Here is a 23721-nt window from a genome sequence, read left to right on the forward strand (position 1 = left end):
TATAAATTATTTAGAACCATTCTTAATAGAAAGTAATATTTTACCAATGAATGAAAAAAAACGAAAAAAAACCGGAATAGCACGGCTGTTGGAAATTGCCGGAAGACGGAGAGGATTACTATTTGTATCGGGATTTCTGGCGGTGGTTCACGCTGTGTTGAGCTTGGTTCCTTACATCCTGATGTTTTATATCATCAGGGAACTGACGAAGGAAACGGTAGATTTTACGCTTACAAGAACATATATTGTATATGCAGTGATTGCAGCTATTATCAGTATGGCTTTGTTGTTTCTGTCTGGAATTTTATCGCATATTGCGGCTTTCAATATTCTGTACGAACTTCGGAAATTCATTGCAGAAAAAGTAGGGAAAATGCCGATGGGCTACCTGAACAACCATAATTCGGGAGCATTGAAAAAAATCCTATCGGACGATGTGGAACGGATTGAAAGTTTCATTGCCCACCAGATTCCCGATTTCGTGAAAGGAATTGCGTTGCCCATCATTACCATTGTTTATTTGTTTTCACAAGATTGGCGTTTGGCAGCCATTAGTTTTGTACCGTTGCTGGTATTGGCGATTATGCTTCCCAAAATGTATGGTGGACGGAACAAGCAACTCATCAAAGACTATCATCAATCCTTGGAAGATATGAATGCAGGCATTGTGGAATACGTTCGGGCAATGCCGGTGATGAAAATCTTCGGACAATCGGCAGAAACATTTGACAAATACGGTAACACGGTCAAATGTTTCAATAATTTCGTTGCTGAATGGGTCAAAAGCAGTACTCCTGGTTTTGCCGTATTTATGAGTTTTACAAGCAATGCAATGCTCCCCGTATTGGCTCTTGGTCTGTATCTGTACTTCCAAAATGGTGTTACGCTGGCTACATTGTTGCTCTTCTTGATTTTGGGAACGGGTTATATCAAACCCCTCTTTGTGCTGAGTAATATGGGAATGCAGCTTTCCATCATCAACCGTGGTGTGGAGCAAATTGATGAACTGTTAGGACAAAATGATTTAGAAGAAAATACAGTAATTCAAAAACCTGAAAACTATAACATCGAATTTCAGGATGTTTCTTTTGCTTATCAGGATAAAAATTGGGTGTTAAACAATATCAATTTTGAAATCAAAGAGAAGACCATAACTGCATTAGTCGGACCTTCGGGAGCAGGAAAAAGTACGGTCGGTCAGTTGTTATCAAGATTCTGGGATGTGAATAATGGCGGAATTTATATTGGAGGAAAGGACATCAGGGAATATCCTACGGAACAATTAATGCAGATGGTATCGTTTGTTTTTCAGGACAGTTTTATGTTTCAGCAGAGTATGTATGATAATATAAAGATGGGAATGAATAAAACCCGTGAAGAGGTAGAAAAAGCAGCTAAGGCGGCACAAATCCACGATTTGATTTTGAGTCTGCCCAATGGTTACGATACCTTATTCGGGCAATCGGGTGTACATCTGAGTGGTGGCGAACAGCAACGTTTTCAATTGGCAAGAGCCATTCTGAAAGATGCACCGATATTGATTCTGGACGAAGCCACAGCCTTTGCCGACCCCGAGAATGAATATAAGATACAACAAGCATTCAGAGAATTGATAAAAGATAAAACAGTATTAATCATTGCACATAGATTGAGTACGATTACCGATGCCGACCAGATTTTGTTATTTGATAAAGGAAAATTATCTGCAAAAGGAAAACACAATGAACTGTTGGTGCAAAGTGAATTGTATCAACGGATGTGGAATGCCCATATCAGAGCCAAAGAATTTGTAATTTAATTGAAGAATATAAAAATGAAAAATTTCAACCCCATACAAGCAGAACTCAACGTAAGTCGAAAAGAATACCTCACACCCCATTACATCCGTATCTATCTGACTGGTGAAAAAGTACCGTTGTTTGACAACACGACCGTTGGAGTGAACAACAAAATTCTGATTCCGCCAAAAGGGGTACACAAAATCTACTTCCCTGAATTTGACTACGAAAAGAGACAATGGCTGCCAATGCCCGAAGATGTTCGCCCCGTTGTACGTACTTATACCCATAGAGGAATTGATTTGAAAACCAATGAAATCTGGATAGATTTTGTAGCTCACGGGGACGAAGGTCCCGCCTCTGCGTGGGCCATTGGGGCTAAAGAAGGCGATGTATTAGGCGTATTGATGAAAGACGGCAAAACAGAGCTGTATGCCAAAGCTGAAAATTATTTGTTGGTAGCCGATCCCACGGGAATTCCTGTTGTGGCAGCCATATTGGAAGACCTGCCCGAAACGGCAAAAGGCACTTGCATCATCGAAGTACACGGAAAAGAAGACGAGCAGGATTTGCAAACAGTAGCAAACATTGATTTTATCTGGGTACATAATGAGCATCCTCAAAACGGAAGCCAATTGGCAGAAACGTTAAAACAACAAACTCTGCCCGAAGTTTCAAGGTCGGGATACATAGCTGCTGAATTTTCAACAGTAAAAGAAATACGTCAGTATCTACGGAAAGAAAAAGGTTGGAAACAGGAAGAACTGTATGCGTATTCGTATTGGAAAGCTGGCGTGTCCGAGGACAAATCAACTGATGATCGGCATAAGGAGAAAGAAGAACATTAATTCGTGTAAAAATGAAAATACTCAATTTGAACTTTAAGTTTGGAATGTTTTTGCTGCTTGTATTCAGTACAATTATTTTCTTCGGAAATAATGTTTTTGGACAGCAAGTCAGTAAATCGAATGAAATACTTCAAACATCTTTTCAGAATGAAAATCCGCTTTATTTGGTAAATATTGGGAGTGGAGATTTAGCGGTTCGCTATAAAAAGGGTAAAGGTACACCACTCGTTTTTGTACACGGTTCCTGGGATGACCACCATTCCTGGATGCCTGTAGCGGTACAATTGACCAGAGAATTAAATAATCCTATTATCATTTATGACAGAAGAGGGCATGGTGCTTCTTCTCCAGATACACAACAAGGAACAATTTCTCAGGATGTAAATGATGTTTTGTTACTCATAACAAAATTAGGATTTGAAAAAGCTCATTTTATTGGTCATTCTTATGGAGCTAATATTGTTGTGCAATTGGCTTCCCTTTATCCTGAAAAAGCGGAAAGCATTGTGTTGTATGAACCGCCAATATTTGGGTTATTGAAAGATAAACCCGAATACAAAACAGAGATGCAAGCGGTCAAAAAAGCAATGACAACAGCAAAAACTTTATTAGAAAACGGGAGCGTTGAAGAGGGAACCATTCATTTCGTAGAAAAGGTTGCATTTGGAGAAAACAGTTGGCAAGACATCTTTGATGAACGTGCAAGAAGTACAATGACAGCCGATTTCAGAACCTGGTTAGACCAATCAAACGACCCCGAAAGACTTAACATCCAACCTGAAAACCTGAATAATTTCAAAGGAAATATTACGGTCATTTCAGGAACGGCTTCTATTCCAGTTTATCCAGCTGTGGTGGAGGAATTAAAAAGAAAAGTGAGTAAAATACGCACAAAAACCATTCCTGATGCAGCTCACGGTGGGTTAGTTTCTCATCCTACCGAAACCAGTAATGTTATATTAGAACATATAAAAAAATCTGAAAAATGAACTATCAAACAAAAATAAAATGGGCATTTGCATCGGCAATAGTCGCCTCTATATGCTGGATTATCGGCGATATCTTTGTTGCCGGTTTTGAAGTTAATCCGACAGATTACCCCTTATTTTCAAAAGATTATGCCGATAAAGTAGATGTCGGTCTCGCTACTTTGATGTTGGAAGGATCGACTAATCGATTGATATTCGGAGCTTTGATTGCTTCTATGACTGCTATACTGTTCTTACCCGGCGTTTGGCTGGCTTATCAATTTATAAAGGATAAATCCAAATGGTACGCTTGTGGAACTTATTGTCTTTTGGTGCTGAGTGTATTGCTGATGCCACTGGGGCACGCTGTTTTTTTCTTTACAGGGGAAATTCACAAAGCCATCTATCATACCGATAAAATTGCTCATCCATATCTGTTGGAAACGGCATCCGGATTTATGAAAGTGCATTACATTACGTGGGGAACTGCGATTATCGTATTGCTGTTAAGCTGGCTTATTTTTTCAGTATTGGTATTCTCCGGAAAAACAATTTTACCCAAATGGGCTGGGCTAATCAGTCTGGTATTTATTACTATTTATCAGATACCTTTCAATCTTTTGCTGCCTCCTTCGGATATCAAAGGATATCTCGGTTCAGCTGGTTTCAATATAGCGTATCTGATTTTCTTTGTTTTGTTGCTAATATTATTCAGACAAAAATTAATCACTTTCAATTCTCAAATTTCAACTAAACAAGATGATTAAAAACTTAAAATACGTTACTTCATTCAACAAAAAAGAAACCTGGCAGGTAGCTTTTTGGGAAATCATACACAGCATTTTTGTGGCTGCTCCATCAGGAATTTTGTTGGTTATTATATGGGAATTGTTCTCAGAACATCCGAATATCCGGAAGATATGGACAGTCGTAGGCTTAATGGCAGTGATGCTCCTCATACAGTTTTTCATCGCTTCCAGATCAATGGTTAAATCCAATGTCTGGGTGTATGATTTATCTACCAAACTCCGAATTCATTTAGGCAATTGCATACAGAAATTCTCATTGGGATTTTTTAAGAAAAAAGATCCGGGCGAAATTGCCTCCATTGTATTACAGGATGTAGCCAATTTTGAAGGAATATTTGGGCATAGTGTAGGCAATCTGGCATCGGCAGCTTTTGGAACAGTAGTACTTTCAGTATTCCTGTTTATATACGATTGGAGGCTGGCTCTCTGTCTGCTGGCAGCCTTGCCCTTGATCTTTCCGTTTTTGCAATTAGCAAATTATTTCGTGAGCAAATTAGGTAAAAAACAAATTGCCGCACGCAACACAATGGGTGCAAAATTTCTCGAATACGTACAAGGCATCCGTCATTTGAAATCCTACGGACAAACGGGCGAAAGGCATAAAGGATTAGAAAATGCTTTTGAAGATTTACGCAAAAAAAGCATCAAAATGGAAGCTATTCCGGGACCGTTTGTCATCACGGCAGGTGTGGTTTTTGAAATTGGTTTTCTGGCGATGGTGGCTTTGGGGCTGTATTATTTGAGCGGAAATTCCATTACTGTTCCCGTATTGATTACATTTTTAATAATGGGTTACAATCTATATAATCCACTCAAAGTGGTAATGGTGGATTATTTGGTTTTACGTTATATGAATGAAAGTCTGAACCGTGTAATCAACGTTTTGGAAGAACCGACAATGGAAACCGACAAAAACGAAATTCCTACACGTTTTGATATTGCTTTTGAAAATGTGCGTTTTGGTTATCTGGATAAAACAACTGTTCAGGATTTGAACTTTATCGTGCCCGAGAAGTCAATGACCGCTTTGGTCGGGCATTCCGGTTCGGGTAAAACAACCATTGCCTCACTCGTAGCCCGTTTCTGGGATGTCAATTCCGGCAGTATAAAAATCGGAGGTGTGGATATCAGGAACATCAATCAGGATAAATTCTACGGATTAATCAGTGAAGTATTTCAGGAAGTGTATCTGTTTGACGACACCATTTACAACAACATCAAAATCGGTAAGCCCAATGCTACAAAGGAAGAAATCATTGAAGCAGCCGACAAAGCACAGGTATTGAGCTTTGCCTGGGAATTTCCTGAAGGAATGGACACGATGGTCGGCGAAGGGGGCAGCAAACTTTCGGGCGGACAAAAGCAACGTATCAGTATTGCACGGGCTTTACTGAAAGATGCACCTATTGTTCTATTAGACGAGGCTACTGCTTCACTCGATCCCGAAAACGAAATTTATATCCAAAAAGCTATTCAGGAATTGGTGAAATCTAAAACAGTATTGGTTATCGCTCACAAGCTGGCTACTATTCAAAAAGCCAATCAAATCATCGTTCTGAAAGAAGGAAGAATTGCCGAAAAGGGAGAACATTCAGCATTACTATCCCAAGGAGGTATCTATCAAAAAATGTGGGATATACAGCAAAAAACAGGGGGTTGGAAAGTGAAGAAAATTGATTCATAAATGTGACTTTGGTTACATTAAATCAATATTGTCATTCTTAAATTTACATAATAGTAATTGTTTAACTTTAATAAATAGTAAATATGGGAAAATTAGCAGATAAAGTAACCATTATTACCGGAGGTTCCGGAGCAATTGGTTCAACAACAGCAAAGTTGTTTTTAAATGAAGGAGCAAAAGTGGTATTGGTAGATATCAATGAGGAAGCATTAAGTAAAGTAGCTTCAGAATTAAATAGTCCGAATGTAAGCTTTGTTGCCGCCGATGTTACAAAATCAGATGACGTACAGAAATACGTAAAACATACTGTGGACACTTTTGGGAAAATAGACATATTCTTCAACAATGCGGGTATCGAAGGAGTTGTTAAACCAATCACAGAATATCCTGAAGAAGTTTTTGACAAACTTATTGCCGTTAATGTAAAAGGCGTATGGTTGGGTATTAAATATGTATTACCACAGATGAATGATGGCGGAAGTATCATTAATACTTCTTCGGTTGCTGGGCTGGTAGGTTCACCAAATGTATCAGCTTATGTAACCAGTAAGCACGCTGTCATCGGGATTACCCGTACCGTTGCAAATGAAGCTGCATCAAGAAATATACGTGTTAATTCTATTCATCCTTCACCTGTTGATAATCGCATGATGCGTTCTTTGGAAGAGGGTTATGCACCAGGGGAAGCTGAAGCAGCAAAAAAAGGTTTTGAAGCTACTATTCCTTTAAAGAGATATGCTACTAATGAAGACATTGCAAATGGAGTTTTGTTTCTCGCTTCTGATGACAGTAAATTTATTACCGGAATGAAATTGGTCATCGATGGCGGTATGACAATGGCTTAGTACTATAAAACTATAAATAAATCTTAGTAAAATGACGGTTAAAATTAACCGTCATTTTTTAGATTGAATTTACCAAATGCTGTAAGTTCGGGTCATTTTTAATCCGCTCCATTTCGCTATCCACAATATGTAGAATATCTGATTTTATCTGCCTGTAATTGGCTTCAATTTCCTGTTTCATATTGTCTTCTCCGTGTTCATCAACAAAGGATAAAATTTCGGGTATCTTCTGATAGGCTTTGGTTTCGGCAGTTACCTTTTCGTTATCTACCACGATTTCGGCGTGAAATGTCTTTTGCTCGATACGCTCGTCAAAGTTATCAGATACCGAACCAACAAACATACCCTGTGTAAGCGTACTGATTTTTGAGGCTGGGATAAGGCTGTCTAATTGGGTTGAAATGGAAGTAGATTTGTCATTTCGGTTAATGGTCATACTTTGGCGTTTCTGTAATACCTTTCCGAAACGCTCCGAAAGACTTTTTGCCGTTTCGCCAACCACCTGACCACTGAAAATATTACCTACTGTATTCTGTATTACTTTGGCTTCCTTATCTCCATAATCACGGATTAACTGCGAAAAGTCCTGAAAGCCCAGGCAAACCGCTACCTTATTACTTCTCGCTGTTGCTATAAGATTATCCAAGCCCCGAAAATAAATTGTTGGCAACTCGTCTATGATAACTGAACTCTTTAATTGCCCTTTCTTATTAATGAGTTTAACAATTCGGGAATTGTAAAGCCCCAAAGCTGCGGAGTAAATATTTTGACGGTCGGGATTATTACCGACACACAAAATTTTCGGCTCTTTAGGATTGTTGATGTCCAGCGAAAAATCATCACCTGTCATTACCCAATAAAGACTTGGAGAAATCATTCTTGACAAAGGAATTTTCGCTGATGCAATCTGCCCCTGTAACTGGTCTTGTGCTCCCCCTTGCCAGGCATCCATAAAGGGTGATAAATAATTTTCCAAATCGGGATAGGAAGTTAAAATCGTGAATACATCCGAATATTTTTTGTTCAGCAATTCAATGGCGTGTGGGAAAGTGCAATATTTACCATCCTCGTAGATTTTCAGATACCAAATAATGGCTGCCAATAATATAATTGGGCTTTCCACGAAAAAATCTCCTTGTTTCTGTATCCACGACCTATTAAGATTTAGCATTATCGTATAAGCCGCTTCGTAAGCATCGGAAATATCCGTCATAAAGTCGGGATTAAGCGGATTACAACGGTGGCTCTTGCGTGGGTCGTCAAAGTTAATCACGTAGAATTTCGGTTGAACTTTATATTTATCCCTGTTCTTCAGCAAGTGGTTGTAGGCAATAGTAGATAGGTCGTCAAACTTAAAATCGTAGATATACATCGAAAAACCTTTCTCAATCTGCTGTTTGATATAATTGTTTACAATGGCATAAGATTTACCGGAACCGGGAGTTCCCAACACAATCGTTGCCCTGAAAGGATTTACAATGTTTATCCAACCGTTGTTCCATTTGCCTTTGTAGTAGAATTTGGTGGGTAGGTTGACAGAATATTCATTTTCCATCAGGTTAGTTTCCTGTTGGAAGCTCTCGTTTTCGTTATTGAAAACATCGTCCATCAGGTTGGTACGCAGCAATCGGCTCATCCATACGCCTGCCATCAGCAAGGCGATATAGCCTAACGAGATAGTAAGGATATACAGGAAAGTGCCTGTTACCGGAGATAGCTTTAACAATGGTGTATTTAGGAAGAACAGCACAAAGCCAATGCCCAAAGCCACGTAAATTTTAGACCAGGTTATTTTTTCATTCTTTACGCCCTTAGTACCCAAACAGCTTAAAGCCAACAAAACCAAAGCAAATACTTTGGTATATAGAGTATGCGAAAACAAACCCGCTGTTCTATCGAAATTGCCTAAAATTTTGTTGATGACTTCCAATGTCCAGCCACGTTCTAAAAAGAAACCGTAGCAGAACCAATAAAGGTGCATCAGCACCAATAGAATACTGACTGCCCGCATAAAAGCCATTATCTTGGCAAGCCCTCTTAAATCGTCTTCTCCCTGCATTTTATAATTTTTTAAATGTTCGGGCGTGAATTTAGAGGCTCTGAAGAGTGGCTATAAGAATGTGGCAGTCATTGGCAGTGTGTGGCTGTGTTTGGCTGAATACTACTGCTGACCTCTTTTGCGTTTCCGCTTCTTCTTCATCTTATTTGCAAAGTCTTGTTCTTCGTAATCTTCTCCCTGTGTTTCGGGAATGAGTAAACCACCAAAGGCTTCTATTAAACCGTCGTCTTTCTTATTGGTATTATCAAATTCAAACATAGGGTGCGGTTGCTCGGCTGGCAAATCTTCCTTGTCTTGTGAACGGGATATTTTTTCTTTTGGCTCGTCAGGCTCTTTAATGTCGGGTTTGACGTTATTATTCCAATAATCATTAAAGGTATTGGCAGAAAGTTCCTTGCTTAAACGTGAACCATTCCAGATTGTTTTGGAATTGTGGTCTATGAACGTCATACCGTAGATACGTCCGGTGTCGTTTCTGCGAACTACCACATTAATACCTTGCTCTCCCAACTGCTTCTTAAAGCTCAATTCATTATCCGTAGATTGCAGGGCAATGGTTACGGTAGCTTTTAAAGTATTCCTGGTTGGGTGGTCTTTCAAAGACGTTTTGCATTTCGCAAAATGCAATTCCAATGCTGGTAGCCCTGCATTCTTTCCGAATAAGGAAGCCTTAAACGGATGTCCTGCTTTTTCGCCTTTTTCATTCAACGGAATATATAGCAAACCTTGCTGTGGTTTACCCTGCAATTCGCCCTCTATCTTTTCGGTGGTAATATTGAACAGGGAAAGCAAAGCATTGTATTCGCCCAAAGTCTGATATTGATAATAGTTCGGCAGGTGTCGTACTACTGAAGCAATCTGACTTTTCACATCTCCTTTACGGTAATCCACAGGGTGGAAAATTTTATCGTTCTGGCTACGCTCTTTATCTGTTGCAGGTATCAATCCGTGTTGTTTTTCCAGTTCACGGCAGATGTTCATAGACCGCATTTTCTCGAATTTGTCCGAAATCTTTTTTCCGTTTTCGTCCACACAAACCGATACGATATGGATATGGGTACGGTCAATATCGGTATGTTTGAATACCACAAAAGGCTGTTCGCCATATCCCAACTCCCTCATATACTGCTGTGCCATTTCCCGAAACTTATCATCGCTAACGGTATCTTTCGGGTCGGGATTGAGCGAAATATGCAGGGTATGTTTCTCTGTATTTTGATTAGCCAACAGATATGGAACAAAAGATTGTGCCAATTGTGCCACGGAATACTGCCCGTTGGACGTTTCAATTATCTTATTTGCAAACAGGATTTGTCCGTTTTCTTTCTCAACTTTCAGATTATTATACGCCAATGCTCCGTATAAATTTGCACTTCTTCCGATTTTCGCTATCATTTTTCATTGATTTTTTTATTTTCTTGATGGTAATGAAGCTTGGATGAGCTATTGATTTTACCTTTTAATGGATAGCTCAACCAGGTCTAAGGCTGTTTTTTGAGGTATTTTTTATTAAATTCCTCGGTTATCTCCACAACTTTTTTGAACAATTCGACCATTTCTGCCGTCTGTTTTTCCAACTTGTACAGGTAAGCCGATGCCTTTTTCTCGGAAAAACTCTTGTACAATAGCTTTACAATCTGATTATAATTGACACCAATAGAGCGGAATTGACTGTGAAACGAAGTCAGTCGCATATAGAAATCAACCGTTCCTTTGTCGATATGCAGCGATTTTATCGTCTTATTGAAGATACAAGACGTTATAAAATGTGCCTTTACCTGCATACCCGATTTATCAAAGAGGGCAAGAAAACGGGCGTGTTCCTCCTCGTTAAAGGAAATCGTGTAGCGTATTTTCGCAGGGTCGTTTTTAAGCGGTCGCCCCGTCTTTTTCAACTGTTTTTTGTTGTTCTCATTCATCACTAATCCATTTTTAATTCACACAAAAACGCCGACTTCGGAGGACGTTTTCTGCCCCCTGCAAGGGCAAGTTGTTTTGAGCATCCGAAAAGTTTTCGAGATGCTCAAAACACAACTTGCCGTGTTCCGGTGAACACAAAAATCCACCCTGCGGGACGGATTGATTTTAACAGGGAAAAACGGCTCGATGCTGTTGCTGTTAAAGTCCGTTTTGTCCATTCGATTTTGCATAAATCCATTAATAAAATTCATTTTACAAAGTAAACCCCTCTTTCTGAAAGCATTGCAGTGTAACAGAGTGCCAAACACTGCCTTTGAACGCCAAACACTGCCACCTGTGTACAACAAGGAAAATAACATTGGTTCTTTGTGTCAGATTTCAGGCAGGAACGCTATCAGACCATCATTCAGAGCGGATAGACAGCATTCAGAAATGCAGACTATTCTGCAAGCCGGATTGCAAGACTGCAAGATTGCAAGAAAGCAAACGTGATAGACTGACGGCAGGCAATCACACAAGACAGACTTCCTGAACGTATGCAGGTTTGCAGGAATGACGGCTCTCCTGAATGATAGCAAACAGGAACGGGTGCTGTCCTGCCGTATTGCAGAGAGGCAGACAGTCATAAGTTCAGTCAAGCAAGATGGCTGGCTATCCTGCAAGGAAGCCGGAATGAAATCAGGAATGATAGACAAACAGTCCGCAGGATGGAATGCCTGCAAGAAAGTAGAAACTTTAAATTTTTAAGATATGGAAACAAAAAAGAAACCACTGTTCATTGCCTTTTCTTCGCAAAAAGGCGGTGTTGGCAAAAGCACATTTACTGCACTTGTAGCCAGCCTGCTCCATTACCGGATGGGCTACAATGTAGCCGTGTTGGATTGCGATTATCCGCAGTACAGTTTATTAAAAATGCGTGAAAGGGATTTGAAAGCCGTAAGGGAAAACGAACACTTTAAGCGGATTGCCCACAGGCAGTTTATGACCATTAATAAGAAAGCCTACACGATAGAGCAATGCAAAGCGGAAACAGCTTTGAGTGAAGCCGATAATTTACTCCGTTCCTCAACAATTCCGTTTGATGTAGTTTTCTTCGACCTGCCCGGAACGGTCAATTCTGCCGGAATACTTCATACCCTTATGGGAATGGATTACATTTTTTCGCCTATCACGGCTGACAGGGTTGTCGTGGAAAGTACACTGAGCTTTACACAGGCTCTTACTGATATTATAATGAAAAACGGGGGAAGCACCATTAAAGACATCCACCTGTTTTGGAACCAGGTGGACAGACGTGAAAAATCGGAACTCTATGATTTGTACGGCAAATTCATAGCGGATTTGGGTTTCTCCCTGATGAAGATTTATGTAACGGACAGCAAGCGTTTCAGGAAAGAAAGCGAAGCAATGGAAAAAACGCCTTTCCGTTCTTCGTTGCTGCCGCCCGACCAAAGGCTGATGACTGCCTGCCAGTTGGATTTATTTATCCAGGAATTTTTAAGAACCATTGAACTGTAACGATTATGGAAAAAGGAAATAAAAAAAGAAACAGCCCTGAAATTGACGAGGAATATGTAATGTCATTAATGGCTGGAGGTGTCCGCAAAGAGGGAATGAAACAGCCTCCTGCCGAAACGCCTGAAGAACCTCCCAAAGAGGAAATTAAAGAAGAAATCGTCAAAGAAGAAGTTAAGGAACCAGTACAGGATAAACCCGTACAAAGAGAACGGACAAGAGCCAGGAAAAATACCGACAGCACTTATGGCGAACGCTTCCTCAATACGCACTCTATGGAAAAGCGAGGCGACAAGAGCATCTATATCCGGCAGGAATACCACGAACGTCTGTCCCGTATCGTACAGGTTATCGGGAAAGATAAGATACCGCTGTATGCTTACCTCGACAATATTCTCGAACATCATTTTGAACTGTTTGAGAAAGCAATTACCGATGATTTCAATGAGAAGTTTAAACCCATTTTTTAAAGCAACAGATTATGAAAAATACAAACAAAAAAACAGACAAAGCCTTACGCACGGCTCAATACAAATCCACATTCCTTACACCTACGGAATTTATGGCAAGGAAAGGGAAAACGGTATATATCAGCAAAGAGTTTCATCAGAAACTGAACCTGCTTGTATTTATGCTCGGTGGTGGCAAGCTGACCCTTGCCGATTATTTGCAGAATTTGCTTCAGCATCATTTTGATGATTTCGGAACGGAAATGAAAGAGCTTTATGGTAAAGCAGATAAACCAACTTTTTAAAAATTATAGCGATGAACAGCAATAGAAAAAATCAGAAAAATAAAGAGCGGAAAAACCCTTATCCCTCTATATTCCTCATCAACCGGTTTCCGTCAGGACGACACGGAAAAGTAGTGTATATACGTCCCGAATACCACGAACGGTTGCTTCGTATTGTACAGGTATCAAGAGAGGACAAAGCCACGCTTTACTCTTTAATAGACAACATTCTTGAACATCACTTCAAAGAATTTGGCGAAGACATCATTGATTATTACAACAAACAGAACAAACCAATTTTTTAGCGATGGAAATAGTAATTGTAATATGCCTGCTGATAGTCATTGCCCTGTTTTTACAGGACAAGATTGTTATTAAACGGAAGTCGGAACAAAAACCGAAACAGGAAAAAGTTAACCCAAATCTGCCCGATATTATGGGGCAACCAAAGCCCGTAAGAAGCCAATCCCTGCCAAATCCTGCCAATCAACGCCAGATAGCGGAACCGGAGGTAGATATTGATAATTTAGATATCGAATACGACGCAAATGAAAACGTAGGTATTCAACAAATTCCGCAGGAAGAATTGGACGAGGTCTTCAGTAATAATGTACCCGATTTAGCAGAGGAAGAAGAAGATTTGAACAGGTACAGAACATCCGGTAGCGATGACGGTTTTGCCCAGGGGGTTACCTTTGAAGAACTAAACAGCGTGGGGGTGTTGCTCCAAAAAGAAACATTGGAACCAGCCCAAAAGGAAACAGCGATTGATATAGTTCAAAGATTACAGGGAACCGAATTATTTGCTCTACTCGAAAGTTCAATGCAAGGTGCTTCCAAAAAGATTGCCGAGCTTTTGGACAGCACACTTTCATCATCTGATACCGAAGCCGGTTCTTCCAATTTGCGGAAAAATGGTTTTGAGGATTTTGACATTGGGGAGTTTGTGTGAGCGAATTCCTCAATATTTATAAATTTAAAAATATCTATAATAATATTAAGTTAATTTCATCATATTCAATTGCTTCCTTGTCTAATTTTTGTTTCAACTTTTGTAAATTGATTTCAACCAACTTGTCACCTTCAATTTTTAAGCAATCTTTGAAATTTTTATAAAGATAATCAGCCGAATGTCGGGATAAACCATAATTCTGCAACGCAATTACAATAGAATTTTGAGTTCCATATTCAAGAAAAGTAGCCCAATTTACACCTGCATTTTCTTCGCCTAAAATTTCAACCAACATTGCATAATAGTTGTTGAAATACTTTTCTAAAAGAAAACGTAAAACATATTCAATATCATCAATAATACTTCCAATAAGAATATTGATATGTTGCTTGCTTCCATTAAAGTGTTCAAGTTTTATTCCACTTTCGTCATAGCCTGCCCGTATTTTTCCTTTTGAGGTTGAATAAAAGGCAATAGATTGCGTAATGATTTGATTTAATGAAACGCCATTTATCCATTGATTCATCAACATAGCATAATAATCAAGCTGAGCTTTTGATTTAAACTGCTTTTCTTCTGTTTGCCATTTGAATAAATCATAAAGTTTATGCAGCCATTCTTTGCAAACGTCATAATCAACTTTTGCAGGTAATTTTATAGTTGTTGGATTGTCTTTTTGCTTTTGTAATGCTATAAATACTTCATTTTGTATTTTTAGTTTAATTGAATTGTTTGTACTAAGCACCGATGATGGGACTTCAATTTTTCCATTTTTCTTTTTTGCTAAATCAATTATTTCTTGTTTATTCTCTTGAATTAACTTTTTGATAATTTCACTTTGATAATTTGACCTTTCAATTTCAAGCGTGTCAATGCTGATAATATTAGCAATATATTTTAAAATCTCCTTAATGGTTTCGCTCTCATTCTTTATGTCGGGATTTTCATTTAATAGTTCTTCTATTTTTTTTAATTTCTTGTCAATGTAATTCTCAACAGTAGGATTAAGTAAAATCTCTGTTTTATTTTCTAAAAGGCTTTCGGGCTTTTTCCAAGCCTTTTCATTCTCTTTTAAACAAATTATATTGCCTGACAATTCATATCTCAATCGACCTGCCCGACCTGCAAGATTCCAAAAGTCAATAGGTTGAAAATTATTCCGACCATTTTTATTATTGAGAATGAAAACATTTTTTGCAGGCATATTTACACCCTCTAAAAGAGTGGAAGTGCAAAATACATATCCGATTTCTCTACCTTTAAACAGTGCTTCAACCTTATTTCTAATAATTTGAGGAAGATTACCAAAGTGATAAGCTATACCTTTGTTTAGAAAATCAGCCAAATAATAATCCTTATGAATATAACCTTTAATTTGTCTGATTACCTTTTTGACATTATTGGATTTTGTTGGCTCATGCTGGTTAAAAAAGCTAAACATTTTTTCGGCTTTATCAACAGCCTCAAACTTTGAGCTACAATACACAATATTGTTTGTGTTTTTTCCTAATGCAGAAAGAACATTATAAATATTGTCTGCATTTTGGATAATATCGGGTTCAAACTGATATTGTTCTGTTTCTAAATAATGAACAACTTTATTTTCTGTTAAATCGACAAAAAACAAGTTTTGTGATACAGGAGTTTCTTTGGTTTTGTAGTTAAGCGTTTCATCTTTTTTAAATAGTTTTAAAAAGACTTCTGGATTAGAAACATTTGGGGAGGCAAAATATAGATTGAGATTTTTGTTTTGCTTCAATGATTTTGAAATGGCCGAATATGCAGTAACCGCTCTTGTATCTTTTTCGGCTGCTAATTTGTGAGCTTCATCAACAAACAAATAGGCAAAAGACGGATTACCTTTTTGCGATAAATAACTCAATAACCTTTCTGGTGTTAATACAAAAATATATCGTTGTTGGCTTTCAGACGGCAATTCAGAAACACTACTATTTGTTACAACTTTGTAATTGTAATGTTCCAAAATTACTTTCAACTCTTTGTTTAAGTCAATAGAAAACTGATTTATCAAGGCTCTTGTCGGAACCATTATCACAATATTTTCAGGCGGTTTATTACCTACAACCTTTCTGATAAAAGATTTGATAATAAATGATTTTCCCATTGAAGTTGGTCCCGAAAAGCTAAAATGTTTTGAATTACTGATTTTAGTATAAAGTTCAAATTGAGAATCTGTAAAAATTAAATCTTCGGTATCAGGAACTGCCTGAATAAACTCTTTGACTTTCTTTTCAACATCTCTTTCAAACGGCAATTCAGAGATATTTTCATCTTCATTTTTCAGGTATTCAATCGCTGGAAAGTTCCCCAATTTGGCTAAAACTGAATGTGAAAAAGTTTTATAGTAAGGATTGGACTTGTGTTTTGGATTTAATAATGTGATTATGTGATAAGCCTTATTTCTTGACGCAGGATTTTTTGAGTTGGATAAAATATCAGCAAATCGAAGCAAGTCGCTTAACTCTTTTTCGTTAAATTCATCTGATTCGGCTTCTGAAAAGAGTTTATTAGCAAACAGTTTCGCAGCTTTATTGTATAAAGCCGTGAAATATGTATCTTGTAAAACATCTGTTGCTAAACTTTCAATCATTATTCTGCCAATGTAATTTTCTTGATAATATCTTTTCTTGTTTCATCCAACCTCATAAATGGAAAAACATACACGTAAAAAGTATAACCGTGTAAGTTATATTCTTCAATTTTCTTTTTGATATGCTCCATTTTCCCTCTCACTTCTTCCTTTATCTGCTCTTTTATTGTTTTTAGAAAATCAGAATTGCTTAATCTTTTTTCCTCGTCTGTTGGATTGATTTCAAATCCTGCAAAAATTGCAAAAGCATTATTCTTAGTGATTGGTTGTTCCGAATTCGCTTTCGGCATTATAACAGATTTCAAAAACTGATAAAGGTCTTCATCAAATGCTTCTTTACATAGTTGTGAACTCAAAAGACCAATTTCATCATTGATATTGCTTTTGTCTCTTGTTGTAAAATCGTGAATTGATTTAAAAGCGTTTGAAATTGAAGTTGTGAGTTTTTGTTCTAATTTAGATTCACCGAAAATCAAATGATAGTCGTTGTTAGTAACTTTTAATAAATGAACTCCATCAGAAACTTTTGCATAGTCTTTTGATGAAAGTTTTATTTCTAACTTCGTTAGTATTTTGGGAGCTTTTAAGTGAGATTCCAAAAAACAATAAAGCAGCAATTCCCCTGCTTCTCCATCATTTACATTATAATCTCGAAATTTTGAGGCAGCTTTTGTATAAAGCTCCCCATATCTTCTGTCTTTCTCAAAATCTTGTATTTCTTTTCTTGAAAGTGAAAAGGAAATAAAATGATTTCTTAAATGATTAACCAATTCGGGATAACAAAATTGATTGTTTTCAATTTTCAGAATATGCAAATTGAGCTTTGAGTGAGTATCTGGAATATCACATTCAATTTCGTTAGAAAAGAGTTCTAAAAAAGTTTCGTTTAAAGTAGATTTTAGTTCCAAAATTCAGTCAGCTAATCAATTTGAGCTAAAGTAGTACTATTTTTTTGATATTAAAAGCCACTCAACGCCAAATCATTCCTTTGACTGCCACTTTGTTATACCCCTTTGATTTCCGAAACACCTTTGTCCCGAAAGTCCGCAAGGTGCGGGATAACAATAACAAATTAATGTGTTTCAATTATGGAAAAACAGAGAAAAAAAGTTTTGCTGGCAGCCGTGGCAATGCTGTCAGGAATTGGTGCGTTCGCACAGGGAAACGGTTCGGCTGGTATCAACGAGGCTACCCAAATGGTAACGTCTTATTTCGACCCCGCAACCCAATTAATCTACGCCATCGGTGCGGTAGTTGGGCTCATCGGAGGCGTTAAGGTGTACAACAAATTCAGTTCGGGCGACCCCGACACGAGCAAGACTGCGGCAAGTTGGTTTGGTGCGTGTATTTTCTTAATCGTGGCGGCTACCATACTGCGTTCATTCTTCCTTTAATCCTTTGCTTTATGAACAGTTACAACATAAACAAAGGCATTGGCAGGACAGTGGAATTTAAGGGGCTGAAAGCACAATACCTGTTCATCTTCGCAGGCGGACTGCTCGGTACGCTCATCCTTGTGATGATACTGTATATGGCAGGCGTAAACTCTTACATCTGCCTGTTCCTCGGAGCAGGCGGTGCTTCGCTCATTGTGTGGCAGACCTTTTCACTGAACAAAAAGTATGGCGAACACGGACTAATGAAAATCGGGGCAAATAAAAGACATCCCCGATACATCATCTGCCGCAAGCCTGTACACCGCTATTTAAAATTCACTCCTAAATCGAATGCCCTATGAGAAACGTTGTAAAGACAACAACGCTGGAAAACAAATTTCCTTTGCTGGCAGTAGAGAACAACTGCATCCTTTCCAAAGATGCGGACATTACCGCCTGCTTTGAGGTTCGTTTGCCGGAGCTGTTTACGGTAGCATCGGCAGAATACGAAGCCATTCATTCCGCTTGGCACAAGGCAATCAAAACCTTGCCCGATTTTACGGTAATCCATAAGCAGGATTGGTACATCAAAGAAAACTATGCTCCCGATTTAGCACAGGAAGACCAAAGTTTCCTGTCTAAAAGCTATCAAAGTCATTTCAACGAGCGACCATTCCTGAGCCACTATTGCTACCTGTTCCTGACCAAGACCACTAAGGAAAGAATGCGTATGCAAAGCAACTTCAGTTCGCTTTGCAAAGGTACGCTGATACCAAAGGAAATCAGGAACAAGGAAACGATACACCGCTTTATGGAAGCGGTGGCACAGTTTGAGCGTATCGTGAACGATAGCGGTTTCATAATCCTGCAACGCCTTACCGAAGATGACATTATCGGCACTGATGAAAAGCAGGGATTGTTAGAACAATACCTTACGCTGTCAAGAGAAGCCGGAACCCCAATGCAGGACATCGCATTGGGGGCTGAAGAAGTCCGTATCGGAAATAAAAGGTTATCGCTGCATACCTTGTCCGATACGGACGACCTGCCCGGAACGGTATCGGCTGATACCCGTTTTGAAAAATTGTCCACCGACCGGAGCGACTGCCGTTTATCGTTCGCTGCTCCTGTGGGATTACTCCTTAGCTGTAACCATATCTACAACCAATATTTGTTTTTGGATAACAGCGAAGACAACCTGCAAAAGTTTGAGAAGTCCGCAAGGAATATGCACTCACTGGCTCGGTACAGCCGTGCCAACCAAATCAACAAAGAGTGGATAGAAAAATACTTGAACGAAGCACATTCCTTCGGGCTATCTTCTATCAGGGCACACTTCAACATAATGGCGTGGTCTGATAACCCGTCAGAACTCAAACAATTGAAAAACGATTGTGGTAGTGCTTTGGCTTTAATGGAATGTAAGCCACGCCATAATACAACGGACGTAGCAACACTGTATTGGGCAGGGATGCCCGGAAATGCAGGCGACTTTCCGGCAGAGGAAAGTTTTTACACTTTTATCGAGCCAGCTCTATGCTTCTTTACAGAAGAAACCAACTACCACAATTCCCCCTCTCCGTTCGGTATCAAAATGGCGGACAGGCTGACCGGGAAGCCTATTCATTTGGATATTTCTGACTTGCCAATGAAGAAAGGAATTATCACAAATCGAAATAAATTTATACTTGGTCCGTCAGGTTCGGGTAAATCTTTTTTTACCAATCATATGGTTCGCCAATATTTTGAACAGGGTGCTCACGTTCTGCTGGTAGATACGGGTAACTCTTATCAGGGATTGTGTGAACTGATTAAAGGAAAAACAAAAGGCGAAGACGGTGTATATTTTACATACACAGAGGACAATCCCATTGCCTTTAACCCTTTCTATACGGATGATGGCGTTTTCGACATCGAAAAGCGTGAAAGTATCAAGACATTGATACTCACACTTTGGAAACGTGATGATGAACCGCCAACCCGTTCTGAAGAAGTGGCATTATCTAATGCTGTAAGCGGTTATATAGAACGTATCAAACAGGACGATGTTTATCCGTCATTCAACGGCTTCTATGAGTATGTGCAAGGCGACTACCGCAAGGTATTGGAAGAAAAACAGGTCAGGGAAAAAGACTTTGACATCGCCAATTTCCTGAACGTTCTCGAACCCTACTACAAAGGTGGCGAGTACGATTATCTGTTGAACTCCGATAAGCAGTTAGACCTGCTTTCCAAACGCTTTATCGTGTTTGAAATTGATGCGATAAAAGACCACAAAATCCTCTTTCCCATAGTAACCATCATCATTATGGAAGTCTTTATCAACAAGATGCGGAGGCTGAAAGGTATTCGCAAACTCATCTTAATTGAAGAGGCTTGGAAAGCGATTGCCAAAGAGGGAATGGCAGAATACATCAAGTATCTGTTTAAGACCGTCAGAAAATTTTTCGGAGAAGCGATTGTCGTAACGCAGGAGGTCGATGATATTATTCAGTCGCCCATCGTCAAAGAAAGTATCATCAATAATTCCGATTGCAAAATCCTCTTAGACCAACGCAAGTATATGAACAAGTTTGATGACATACAGGCGATGTTGGGGCTGACCGATAAGGAAAAAGGACAGGTACTTTCCATCAATATGAACAACGATGCAAGCCGACTGTACAAAGAGGTTTGGATTGGCTTAGGTGGTACACACTCGGCAGTCTATGCCACCGAAGTTAGTTTGGAGGAATATCTCGCATACACCACCGAAGAAACCGAAAAAATGGAAGTGATGCAGCTCGCATCGGAACTCGACGGTAACGTCGAACTCGCCATCAAGCATATCGCTATGCAACGGCGTGAACAGGTAAATCAATAATTATTAACAATCAAAAATTTCAAGACAATGAAAAAAATATTTTTAATGGCGTTTACGGCACTAATGCTTGCCGTTGCCCCAAGTGCGAAAGCTCAATTTGTAGTAACCGACCCTGCAAATCTGGCTTCAGGTATTCTCAACTCTGCGAACGAAATCGTACAGACTTCTTCCACCGTGAGCAATGTGGTCAAGAACTTCAACGAAGTGAAGAAAGTATATGAGCAGGGCAAAGAGTATTACGACAAGCTAAAAGCAATCAATAACCTTGTGAAAGATGCCCGTAAGGTGCAGCAAACTGTTTTGCTGGTAGGCGATGTGTCTGAAATGTATGTGCAGAATTTCGGCAAGATGATGAACGACCCCAATTTTTCGCCACAGGAATTGGTAGCCATAGGTAACGGTTATTCGGCATTGCTGAATGAAAGTACCGAACTGCTGAAAGAACTCAAACAGATTATAACAGCATCAAGCCTTTCACTGAACGACAAGGAGCGTATGGATATTATTGACCGTGTGTACAAAGAAGTTAAGGACTACCACAGCCTTGTTCGCTACTACACCAATAAGAACATTTCTGTAAGCTACCTGAGAGCGAAAAAGAAAAACGATGCCAAAAGAGTGCTTGAACTCTATGGAACTGCTAACCAAAAATACTGGTAAAAATGGAATGGGATAATCTTCACGAACTCCTGCGTTCGCTTTACGACGATATGATGCCTCTTGCAGGCGATATGGCGGCAGTAGCTAAAGGATTGGCGGGATTAGGGGCTTTGTTCTATGTAGCATTAAAGGTTTGGCAGGCATTAAGCCGTGCCGAACCTATTGATATGTTCCCATTGTTGCGTCCGTTCGCTTTGGGGCTTTGTATTATGTTTTTTCCTACTATCGTATTGGGAACCATCAATGCGGTACTAAGCCCGGTGGTTACAGGGACCCATCAGATACTCGAAGACCAGGTGCTCGACCTGAACCAGTTGCAGCAACAGAAAAACCAATTGGAATACGAGGCAATGGTCAGAAATCCCGAAACCGCCTATATGGTATCAGACGAAGAGTTTGATAAAAAGCTGGACGAATTGGGCTGGTCGCCCTTCGACATTGGCACAATGGCGGGAATGTATATGGACAGGCAAGCCTACAAGATTGAAAAAGCTATAAAGGATTGGTTCCGCAATCTACTGGAGATACTTTTTCAGGCGGCGGCTTTGGTTATTGATACCATACGAACATTTTTCCTGATAGTCCTCTCTATACTCGGACCGATAGCCTTTGCTATTTCCGTGTGGGACGGCTTTCAGTCCACGCTTACGCAATGGCTCACGAGGTACGTCAGTGTTTACCTGTGGCTTCCTGTTTCAGATTTGTTCAGCTCTATGCTGGCAAGAATACAATCCCTCATATTGGAAAGAGATATAGCAATGCTTGCAGATCCTACCTACATCCCCGATACCAGTAATACGGTGTATATCATCTTTATGATTATTGGCATCATCGGGTACTTCACGATACCGACCGTAACAGGATGGGTAATCCAAGCCGGAGGTGCAGGAAACTTTACCCGCAACGTAAACCAAGCTGCAATGAAAACCGGAAACATTGCCGGAGCTGGTGCAGGCTCGGCGGCAGGTAATATCGGTGGGAAATTAATGGGAAAATAAAAACAATCAAATCATTTAAAAATGGAATTTAAAACGCTAAGAAATATAGAAAACAGCTTTAGGCAGATACGTTTGTATGCCATTGTGTTTGCCATTCTCTGCATTGGCGTGGTAGGATATGCCCTATGGCAGTCCTACCGCTTTGCAGACGAGCAACGTCAGAAAATCTATGTACTGGATAATGGCAAATCACTGATGCTTGCCTTATCACAGGATGCAAGTATCAACCGACCTGTGGAAGCAAGGGAACACGTCAGACGTTTTCACGAACTCTTTTTTACGCTTGCTCCCGACAAGAACGCTATCGAAAGCAATATGAGCAGGGCATTCAACCTTGCCGATAAATCGGCTTTCGATTATTACAAAGACTTATCGGAAAAGGGCTATTACAGCCGGATTATTTCGGGAAACGTACAGCAACGCATAGAAGTAGATAGTGTCGTGTGCAACTTCGATACCTATCCGTATGCGGTGCGAACCTATGCCAAACAGTTCATTATCCGTTCGAGCAACGTAACCAGACGCAACCTGATTACTTCCTGCTATCTCGTAAACTCCGTTCGCTCCGACAACAATCCCCAGGGCTTTAACATCGAAAAATTTTCGGTGGTAGAAAACCGGGATATAGAAGTCATCGAACGCTAAAAAATAAGGGATATGAAACAATCACTTGATTTAGACACATTCGCAAAAACCCTGACTGATAAAGGGTACGATGGTTATTTCCAAACGGAGGCAGCCTATGCCGACAAAATCAAAGACAGCATCAGCATGTTTTTGGAGGCTTGTAAAAACGGAATAGATAGACCGATGTTGCCCAATATCCTGATGCTGAAAACTTACCTGCAATGGAATGGTGACGATAAGCCAAAGGTTGAATGCAATATGTGGGTAAAGTATGAAAACGGTCTTTTTGATGTACAGAAAATGAATATTGAAAGAACAGACCGGTACGGGCAATTACTGAAGCAATCGAAATTGACAGACCTCTCAACAAGTTCGCTTCCGACAAGGAAAGAAGCCATTGCCCAGGTAAGCGAAAAGCCTAAAGAACAGCTTGCTTCCCGTAAAAGAGGGTTCAGAATGTAATAACCTCAAACAG

23 protein-coding genes are annotated in these 23721 nt (G+C 39.5%); 18 read left to right on the forward strand and 5 right to left on the reverse strand.

Annotation, left to right across the window (positions count from 1 at the left end; translation table 11 throughout):
* Positions 1-46: 46 nt before the first annotated feature.
* From BN8061_RS05470 to BN8061_RS05495, 6 genes are all read left to right on the forward strand, one after another.
* Positions 47-1798 (forward strand): ABC transporter ATP-binding protein, encoded by a 1752-nt coding sequence (locus BN8061_RS05470; RefSeq protein ID WP_235802692.1) that lies wholly within the window; start codon positions 47-49, stop codon positions 1796-1798.
* Between the two features lie 15 nt (positions 1799-1813).
* Positions 1814-2626: a siderophore-interacting protein gene (locus BN8061_RS05475; RefSeq protein ID WP_068597178.1), complete on the forward strand. Its 813-nt coding sequence runs from the start codon at positions 1814-1816 to the stop codon at positions 2624-2626.
* A gap of 11 nt (positions 2627-2637) precedes the next feature.
* Positions 2638-3615: an alpha/beta fold hydrolase gene (locus BN8061_RS05480; RefSeq protein WP_068597180.1), complete on the forward strand. Its 978-nt coding sequence runs from the start codon at positions 2638-2640 to the stop codon at positions 3613-3615.
* The gene (locus BN8061_RS05485; protein ID WP_068597181.1) at positions 3612-4361 is read left to right on the forward strand and encodes a DUF6796 family protein; all 750 of its coding nucleotides are present in this window, start codon (positions 3612-3614) and stop codon (positions 4359-4361) included. Before BN8061_RS05480 ends, BN8061_RS05485 begins: the two co-directional genes overlap by 4 nt.
* On the forward strand, positions 4354-6087 hold the full coding sequence (locus BN8061_RS05490; RefSeq protein WP_068597183.1) for an ABC transporter ATP-binding protein: 1734 nt from the start codon (positions 4354-4356) through the stop codon (positions 6085-6087). The genes BN8061_RS05485 and BN8061_RS05490 overlap by 8 nt, the downstream gene beginning before the upstream one ends.
* An 83-nt stretch (positions 6088-6170) precedes the next feature.
* Positions 6171-6932, forward strand: a complete 762-nt coding sequence (locus BN8061_RS05495) for an SDR family NAD(P)-dependent oxidoreductase (protein WP_068597184.1) — start codon at positions 6171-6173, stop codon at positions 6930-6932.
* Positions 6933-6990: 58 nt separating this feature from the next.
* On the opposite strand, the gene mobC is transcribed toward BN8061_RS05495, so the two are convergent.
* The 3 genes from mobC to mobA all read right to left on the reverse strand — a co-directional run bounded on the left by mobC (position 6991) and on the right by mobA (position 10910).
* Positions 6991-8991: a conjugal transfer protein MobC gene (mobC, locus tag BN8061_RS05500; RefSeq protein WP_068597185.1), complete on the reverse strand. Its 2001-nt coding sequence runs from the start codon at positions 8989-8991 to the stop codon at positions 6991-6993.
* A gap of 102 nt (positions 8992-9093) precedes the next feature.
* The gene (mobB, locus tag BN8061_RS05505) at positions 9094-10386 is read right to left on the reverse strand and encodes a conjugal transfer protein MobB (RefSeq protein WP_068597186.1); all 1293 of its coding nucleotides are present in this window, start codon (positions 10384-10386) and stop codon (positions 9094-9096) included.
* Positions 10387-10472: 86 nt separating this feature from the next.
* Positions 10473-10910, reverse strand: a complete 438-nt coding sequence (gene mobA / locus BN8061_RS05510) for a conjugal transfer protein MobA (protein WP_068597188.1) — start codon at positions 10908-10910, stop codon at positions 10473-10475.
* 751 nt (positions 10911-11661) lie between these two features.
* Here mobA and BN8061_RS05520 point away from each other — a divergent pair.
* Genes BN8061_RS05520 through BN8061_RS05540 form a run of 5 tightly spaced genes read left to right on the forward strand, consistent with a single transcriptional unit; the run spans position 11662 to position 14111 of the window.
* Positions 11662-12429, forward strand: coding sequence for a ParA family protein (locus BN8061_RS05520; protein ID WP_068597191.1), 768 nt, complete (start codon positions 11662-11664; stop codon positions 12427-12429).
* A gap of 5 nt (positions 12430-12434) precedes the next feature.
* On the forward strand, positions 12435-12896 hold the full coding sequence (locus BN8061_RS05525) for a DUF3408 domain-containing protein (RefSeq protein WP_068597193.1): 462 nt from the start codon (positions 12435-12437) through the stop codon (positions 12894-12896).
* Between the two features lie 11 nt (positions 12897-12907).
* Positions 12908-13180 carry a DUF3408 domain-containing protein gene (locus BN8061_RS05530; RefSeq protein WP_068597194.1) on the forward strand — a complete coding sequence of 91 codons (273 nt, stop codon included), beginning with the start codon at positions 12908-12910 and terminating at the stop codon, positions 13178-13180.
* Between the two features lie 11 nt (positions 13181-13191).
* Positions 13192-13464 carry a DUF3408 domain-containing protein gene (locus tag BN8061_RS05535; RefSeq protein ID WP_078690887.1) on the forward strand — a complete coding sequence of 91 codons (273 nt, stop codon included), beginning with the start codon at positions 13192-13194 and terminating at the stop codon, positions 13462-13464.
* Positions 13465-13466: 2 nt separating this feature from the next.
* Positions 13467-14111, forward strand: coding sequence for a conjugal transfer protein TraD (locus BN8061_RS05540; RefSeq protein ID WP_068597198.1), 645 nt, complete (start codon positions 13467-13469; stop codon positions 14109-14111).
* Positions 14112-14145: 34 nt separating this feature from the next.
* Here BN8061_RS05540 and BN8061_RS05545 read toward each other — a convergent pair whose 3' ends face one another.
* A complete protein-coding gene (locus BN8061_RS05545; protein ID WP_068597200.1) occupies positions 14146-16722 on the reverse strand; it encodes a DEAD/DEAH box helicase in 2577 nt (858 codons plus the stop codon).
* On the reverse strand, positions 16722-17630 hold the full coding sequence (locus tag BN8061_RS05550; RefSeq protein ID WP_068597202.1) for a HamA C-terminal domain-containing protein: 909 nt from the start codon (positions 17628-17630) through the stop codon (positions 16722-16724). The genes BN8061_RS05545 and BN8061_RS05550 overlap by 1 nt, the downstream gene beginning before the upstream one ends.
* Positions 17631-17810: 180 nt before the next feature.
* On the opposite strand from BN8061_RS05550, the gene BN8061_RS05555 reads away from it, so the two are divergent.
* The 7 genes from BN8061_RS05555 to BN8061_RS05585 are packed head-to-tail and all read left to right on the forward strand — an operon-like array spanning position 17811 to position 23708.
* Complete coding sequence (locus tag BN8061_RS05555; RefSeq protein ID WP_002979435.1) at positions 17811-18116, forward strand: DUF4134 domain-containing protein; 306 nt, start codon at positions 17811-17813, stop codon at positions 18114-18116.
* Between the two features lie 11 nt (positions 18117-18127).
* Positions 18128-18460, forward strand: coding sequence for a DUF4133 domain-containing protein (locus tag BN8061_RS05560; RefSeq protein WP_068597204.1), 333 nt, complete (start codon positions 18128-18130; stop codon positions 18458-18460).
* Positions 18457-20961 carry a TraG family conjugative transposon ATPase gene (locus tag BN8061_RS05565; RefSeq protein ID WP_068597206.1) on the forward strand — a complete coding sequence of 835 codons (2505 nt, stop codon included), beginning with the start codon at positions 18457-18459 and terminating at the stop codon, positions 20959-20961. The genes BN8061_RS05560 and BN8061_RS05565 overlap by 4 nt, the downstream gene beginning before the upstream one ends.
* A 27-nt stretch (positions 20962-20988) precedes the next feature.
* Positions 20989-21621 (forward strand): DUF4141 domain-containing protein, encoded by a 633-nt coding sequence (locus tag BN8061_RS05570; protein ID WP_068597207.1) that lies wholly within the window; start codon positions 20989-20991, stop codon positions 21619-21621.
* A 2-nt stretch (positions 21622-21623) separates the two neighbouring features.
* Positions 21624-22619, forward strand: a complete 996-nt coding sequence (traJ, locus tag BN8061_RS05575) for a conjugative transposon protein TraJ (protein ID WP_068597212.1) — start codon at positions 21624-21626, stop codon at positions 22617-22619.
* Positions 22620-22640: 21 nt separating this feature from the next.
* Positions 22641-23264, forward strand: a complete 624-nt coding sequence (gene traK / locus BN8061_RS05580; RefSeq protein ID WP_068597214.1) for a conjugative transposon protein TraK — start codon at positions 22641-22643, stop codon at positions 23262-23264.
* 12 nt (positions 23265-23276) lie between these two features.
* Positions 23277-23708 carry a hypothetical protein gene (locus BN8061_RS05585; protein WP_068597216.1) on the forward strand — a complete coding sequence of 144 codons (432 nt, stop codon included), beginning with the start codon at positions 23277-23279 and terminating at the stop codon, positions 23706-23708.
* The last annotated feature ends 13 nt before the right edge of the window (positions 23709-23721 follow it).

Source organism: Vaginella massiliensis, from assembly GCF_900089075.1.
GTDB classification, from domain to species: Bacteria; Bacteroidota; Bacteroidia; order Flavobacteriales; family Weeksellaceae; genus Weeksella; species Weeksella massiliensis_A.

Coding starts and splice junctions, on each gene's coding strand:
- BN8061_RS05470 (WP_235802692.1), top strand. CDS start 47: ATGAATGAAAAAAAACGAAAAAAAACCGGAATAGCACGGCTGTTGGAA.
- BN8061_RS05475 (WP_068597178.1), top strand. CDS start 1,814: ATGAAAAATTTCAACCCCATACAAGCAGAACTCAACGTAAGTCGAAAA.
- BN8061_RS05480 (WP_068597180.1), top strand. CDS start 2,638: ATGAAAATACTCAATTTGAACTTTAAGTTTGGAATGTTTTTGCTGCTT.
- BN8061_RS05485 (WP_068597181.1), top strand. CDS start 3,612: ATGAACTATCAAACAAAAATAAAATGGGCATTTGCATCGGCAATAGTC.
- BN8061_RS05490 (WP_068597183.1), top strand. CDS start 4,354: ATGATTAAAAACTTAAAATACGTTACTTCATTCAACAAAAAAGAAACC.
- BN8061_RS05495 (WP_068597184.1), top strand. CDS start 6,171: ATGGGAAAATTAGCAGATAAAGTAACCATTATTACCGGAGGTTCCGGA.
- mobC (WP_068597185.1), bottom strand. CDS start 8,991: ATGCAGGGAGAAGACGATTTAAGAGGGCTTGCCAAGATAATGGCTTTT.
- mobB (WP_068597186.1), bottom strand. CDS start 10,386: ATGATAGCGAAAATCGGAAGAAGTGCAAATTTATACGGAGCATTGGCG.
- mobA (WP_068597188.1), bottom strand. CDS start 10,910: ATGAATGAGAACAACAAAAAACAGTTGAAAAAGACGGGGCGACCGCTT.
- BN8061_RS05520 (WP_068597191.1), top strand. CDS start 11,662: ATGGAAACAAAAAAGAAACCACTGTTCATTGCCTTTTCTTCGCAAAAA.
- BN8061_RS05525 (WP_068597193.1), top strand. CDS start 12,435: ATGGAAAAAGGAAATAAAAAAAGAAACAGCCCTGAAATTGACGAGGAA.
- BN8061_RS05530 (WP_068597194.1), top strand. CDS start 12,908: ATGAAAAATACAAACAAAAAAACAGACAAAGCCTTACGCACGGCTCAA.
- BN8061_RS05535 (WP_078690887.1), top strand. CDS start 13,192: ATGAACAGCAATAGAAAAAATCAGAAAAATAAAGAGCGGAAAAACCCT.
- BN8061_RS05540 (WP_068597198.1), top strand. CDS start 13,467: ATGGAAATAGTAATTGTAATATGCCTGCTGATAGTCATTGCCCTGTTT.
- BN8061_RS05545 (WP_068597200.1), bottom strand. CDS start 16,722: ATGATTGAAAGTTTAGCAACAGATGTTTTACAAGATACATATTTCACG.
- BN8061_RS05555 (WP_002979435.1), top strand. CDS start 17,811: ATGGAAAAACAGAGAAAAAAAGTTTTGCTGGCAGCCGTGGCAATGCTG.
- BN8061_RS05560 (WP_068597204.1), top strand. CDS start 18,128: ATGAACAGTTACAACATAAACAAAGGCATTGGCAGGACAGTGGAATTT.
- BN8061_RS05565 (WP_068597206.1), top strand. CDS start 18,457: ATGAGAAACGTTGTAAAGACAACAACGCTGGAAAACAAATTTCCTTTG.
- BN8061_RS05570 (WP_068597207.1), top strand. CDS start 20,989: ATGAAAAAAATATTTTTAATGGCGTTTACGGCACTAATGCTTGCCGTT.
- traJ (WP_068597212.1), top strand. CDS start 21,624: ATGGAATGGGATAATCTTCACGAACTCCTGCGTTCGCTTTACGACGAT.
- traK (WP_068597214.1), top strand. CDS start 22,641: ATGGAATTTAAAACGCTAAGAAATATAGAAAACAGCTTTAGGCAGATA.
- BN8061_RS05585 (WP_068597216.1), top strand. CDS start 23,277: ATGAAACAATCACTTGATTTAGACACATTCGCAAAAACCCTGACTGAT.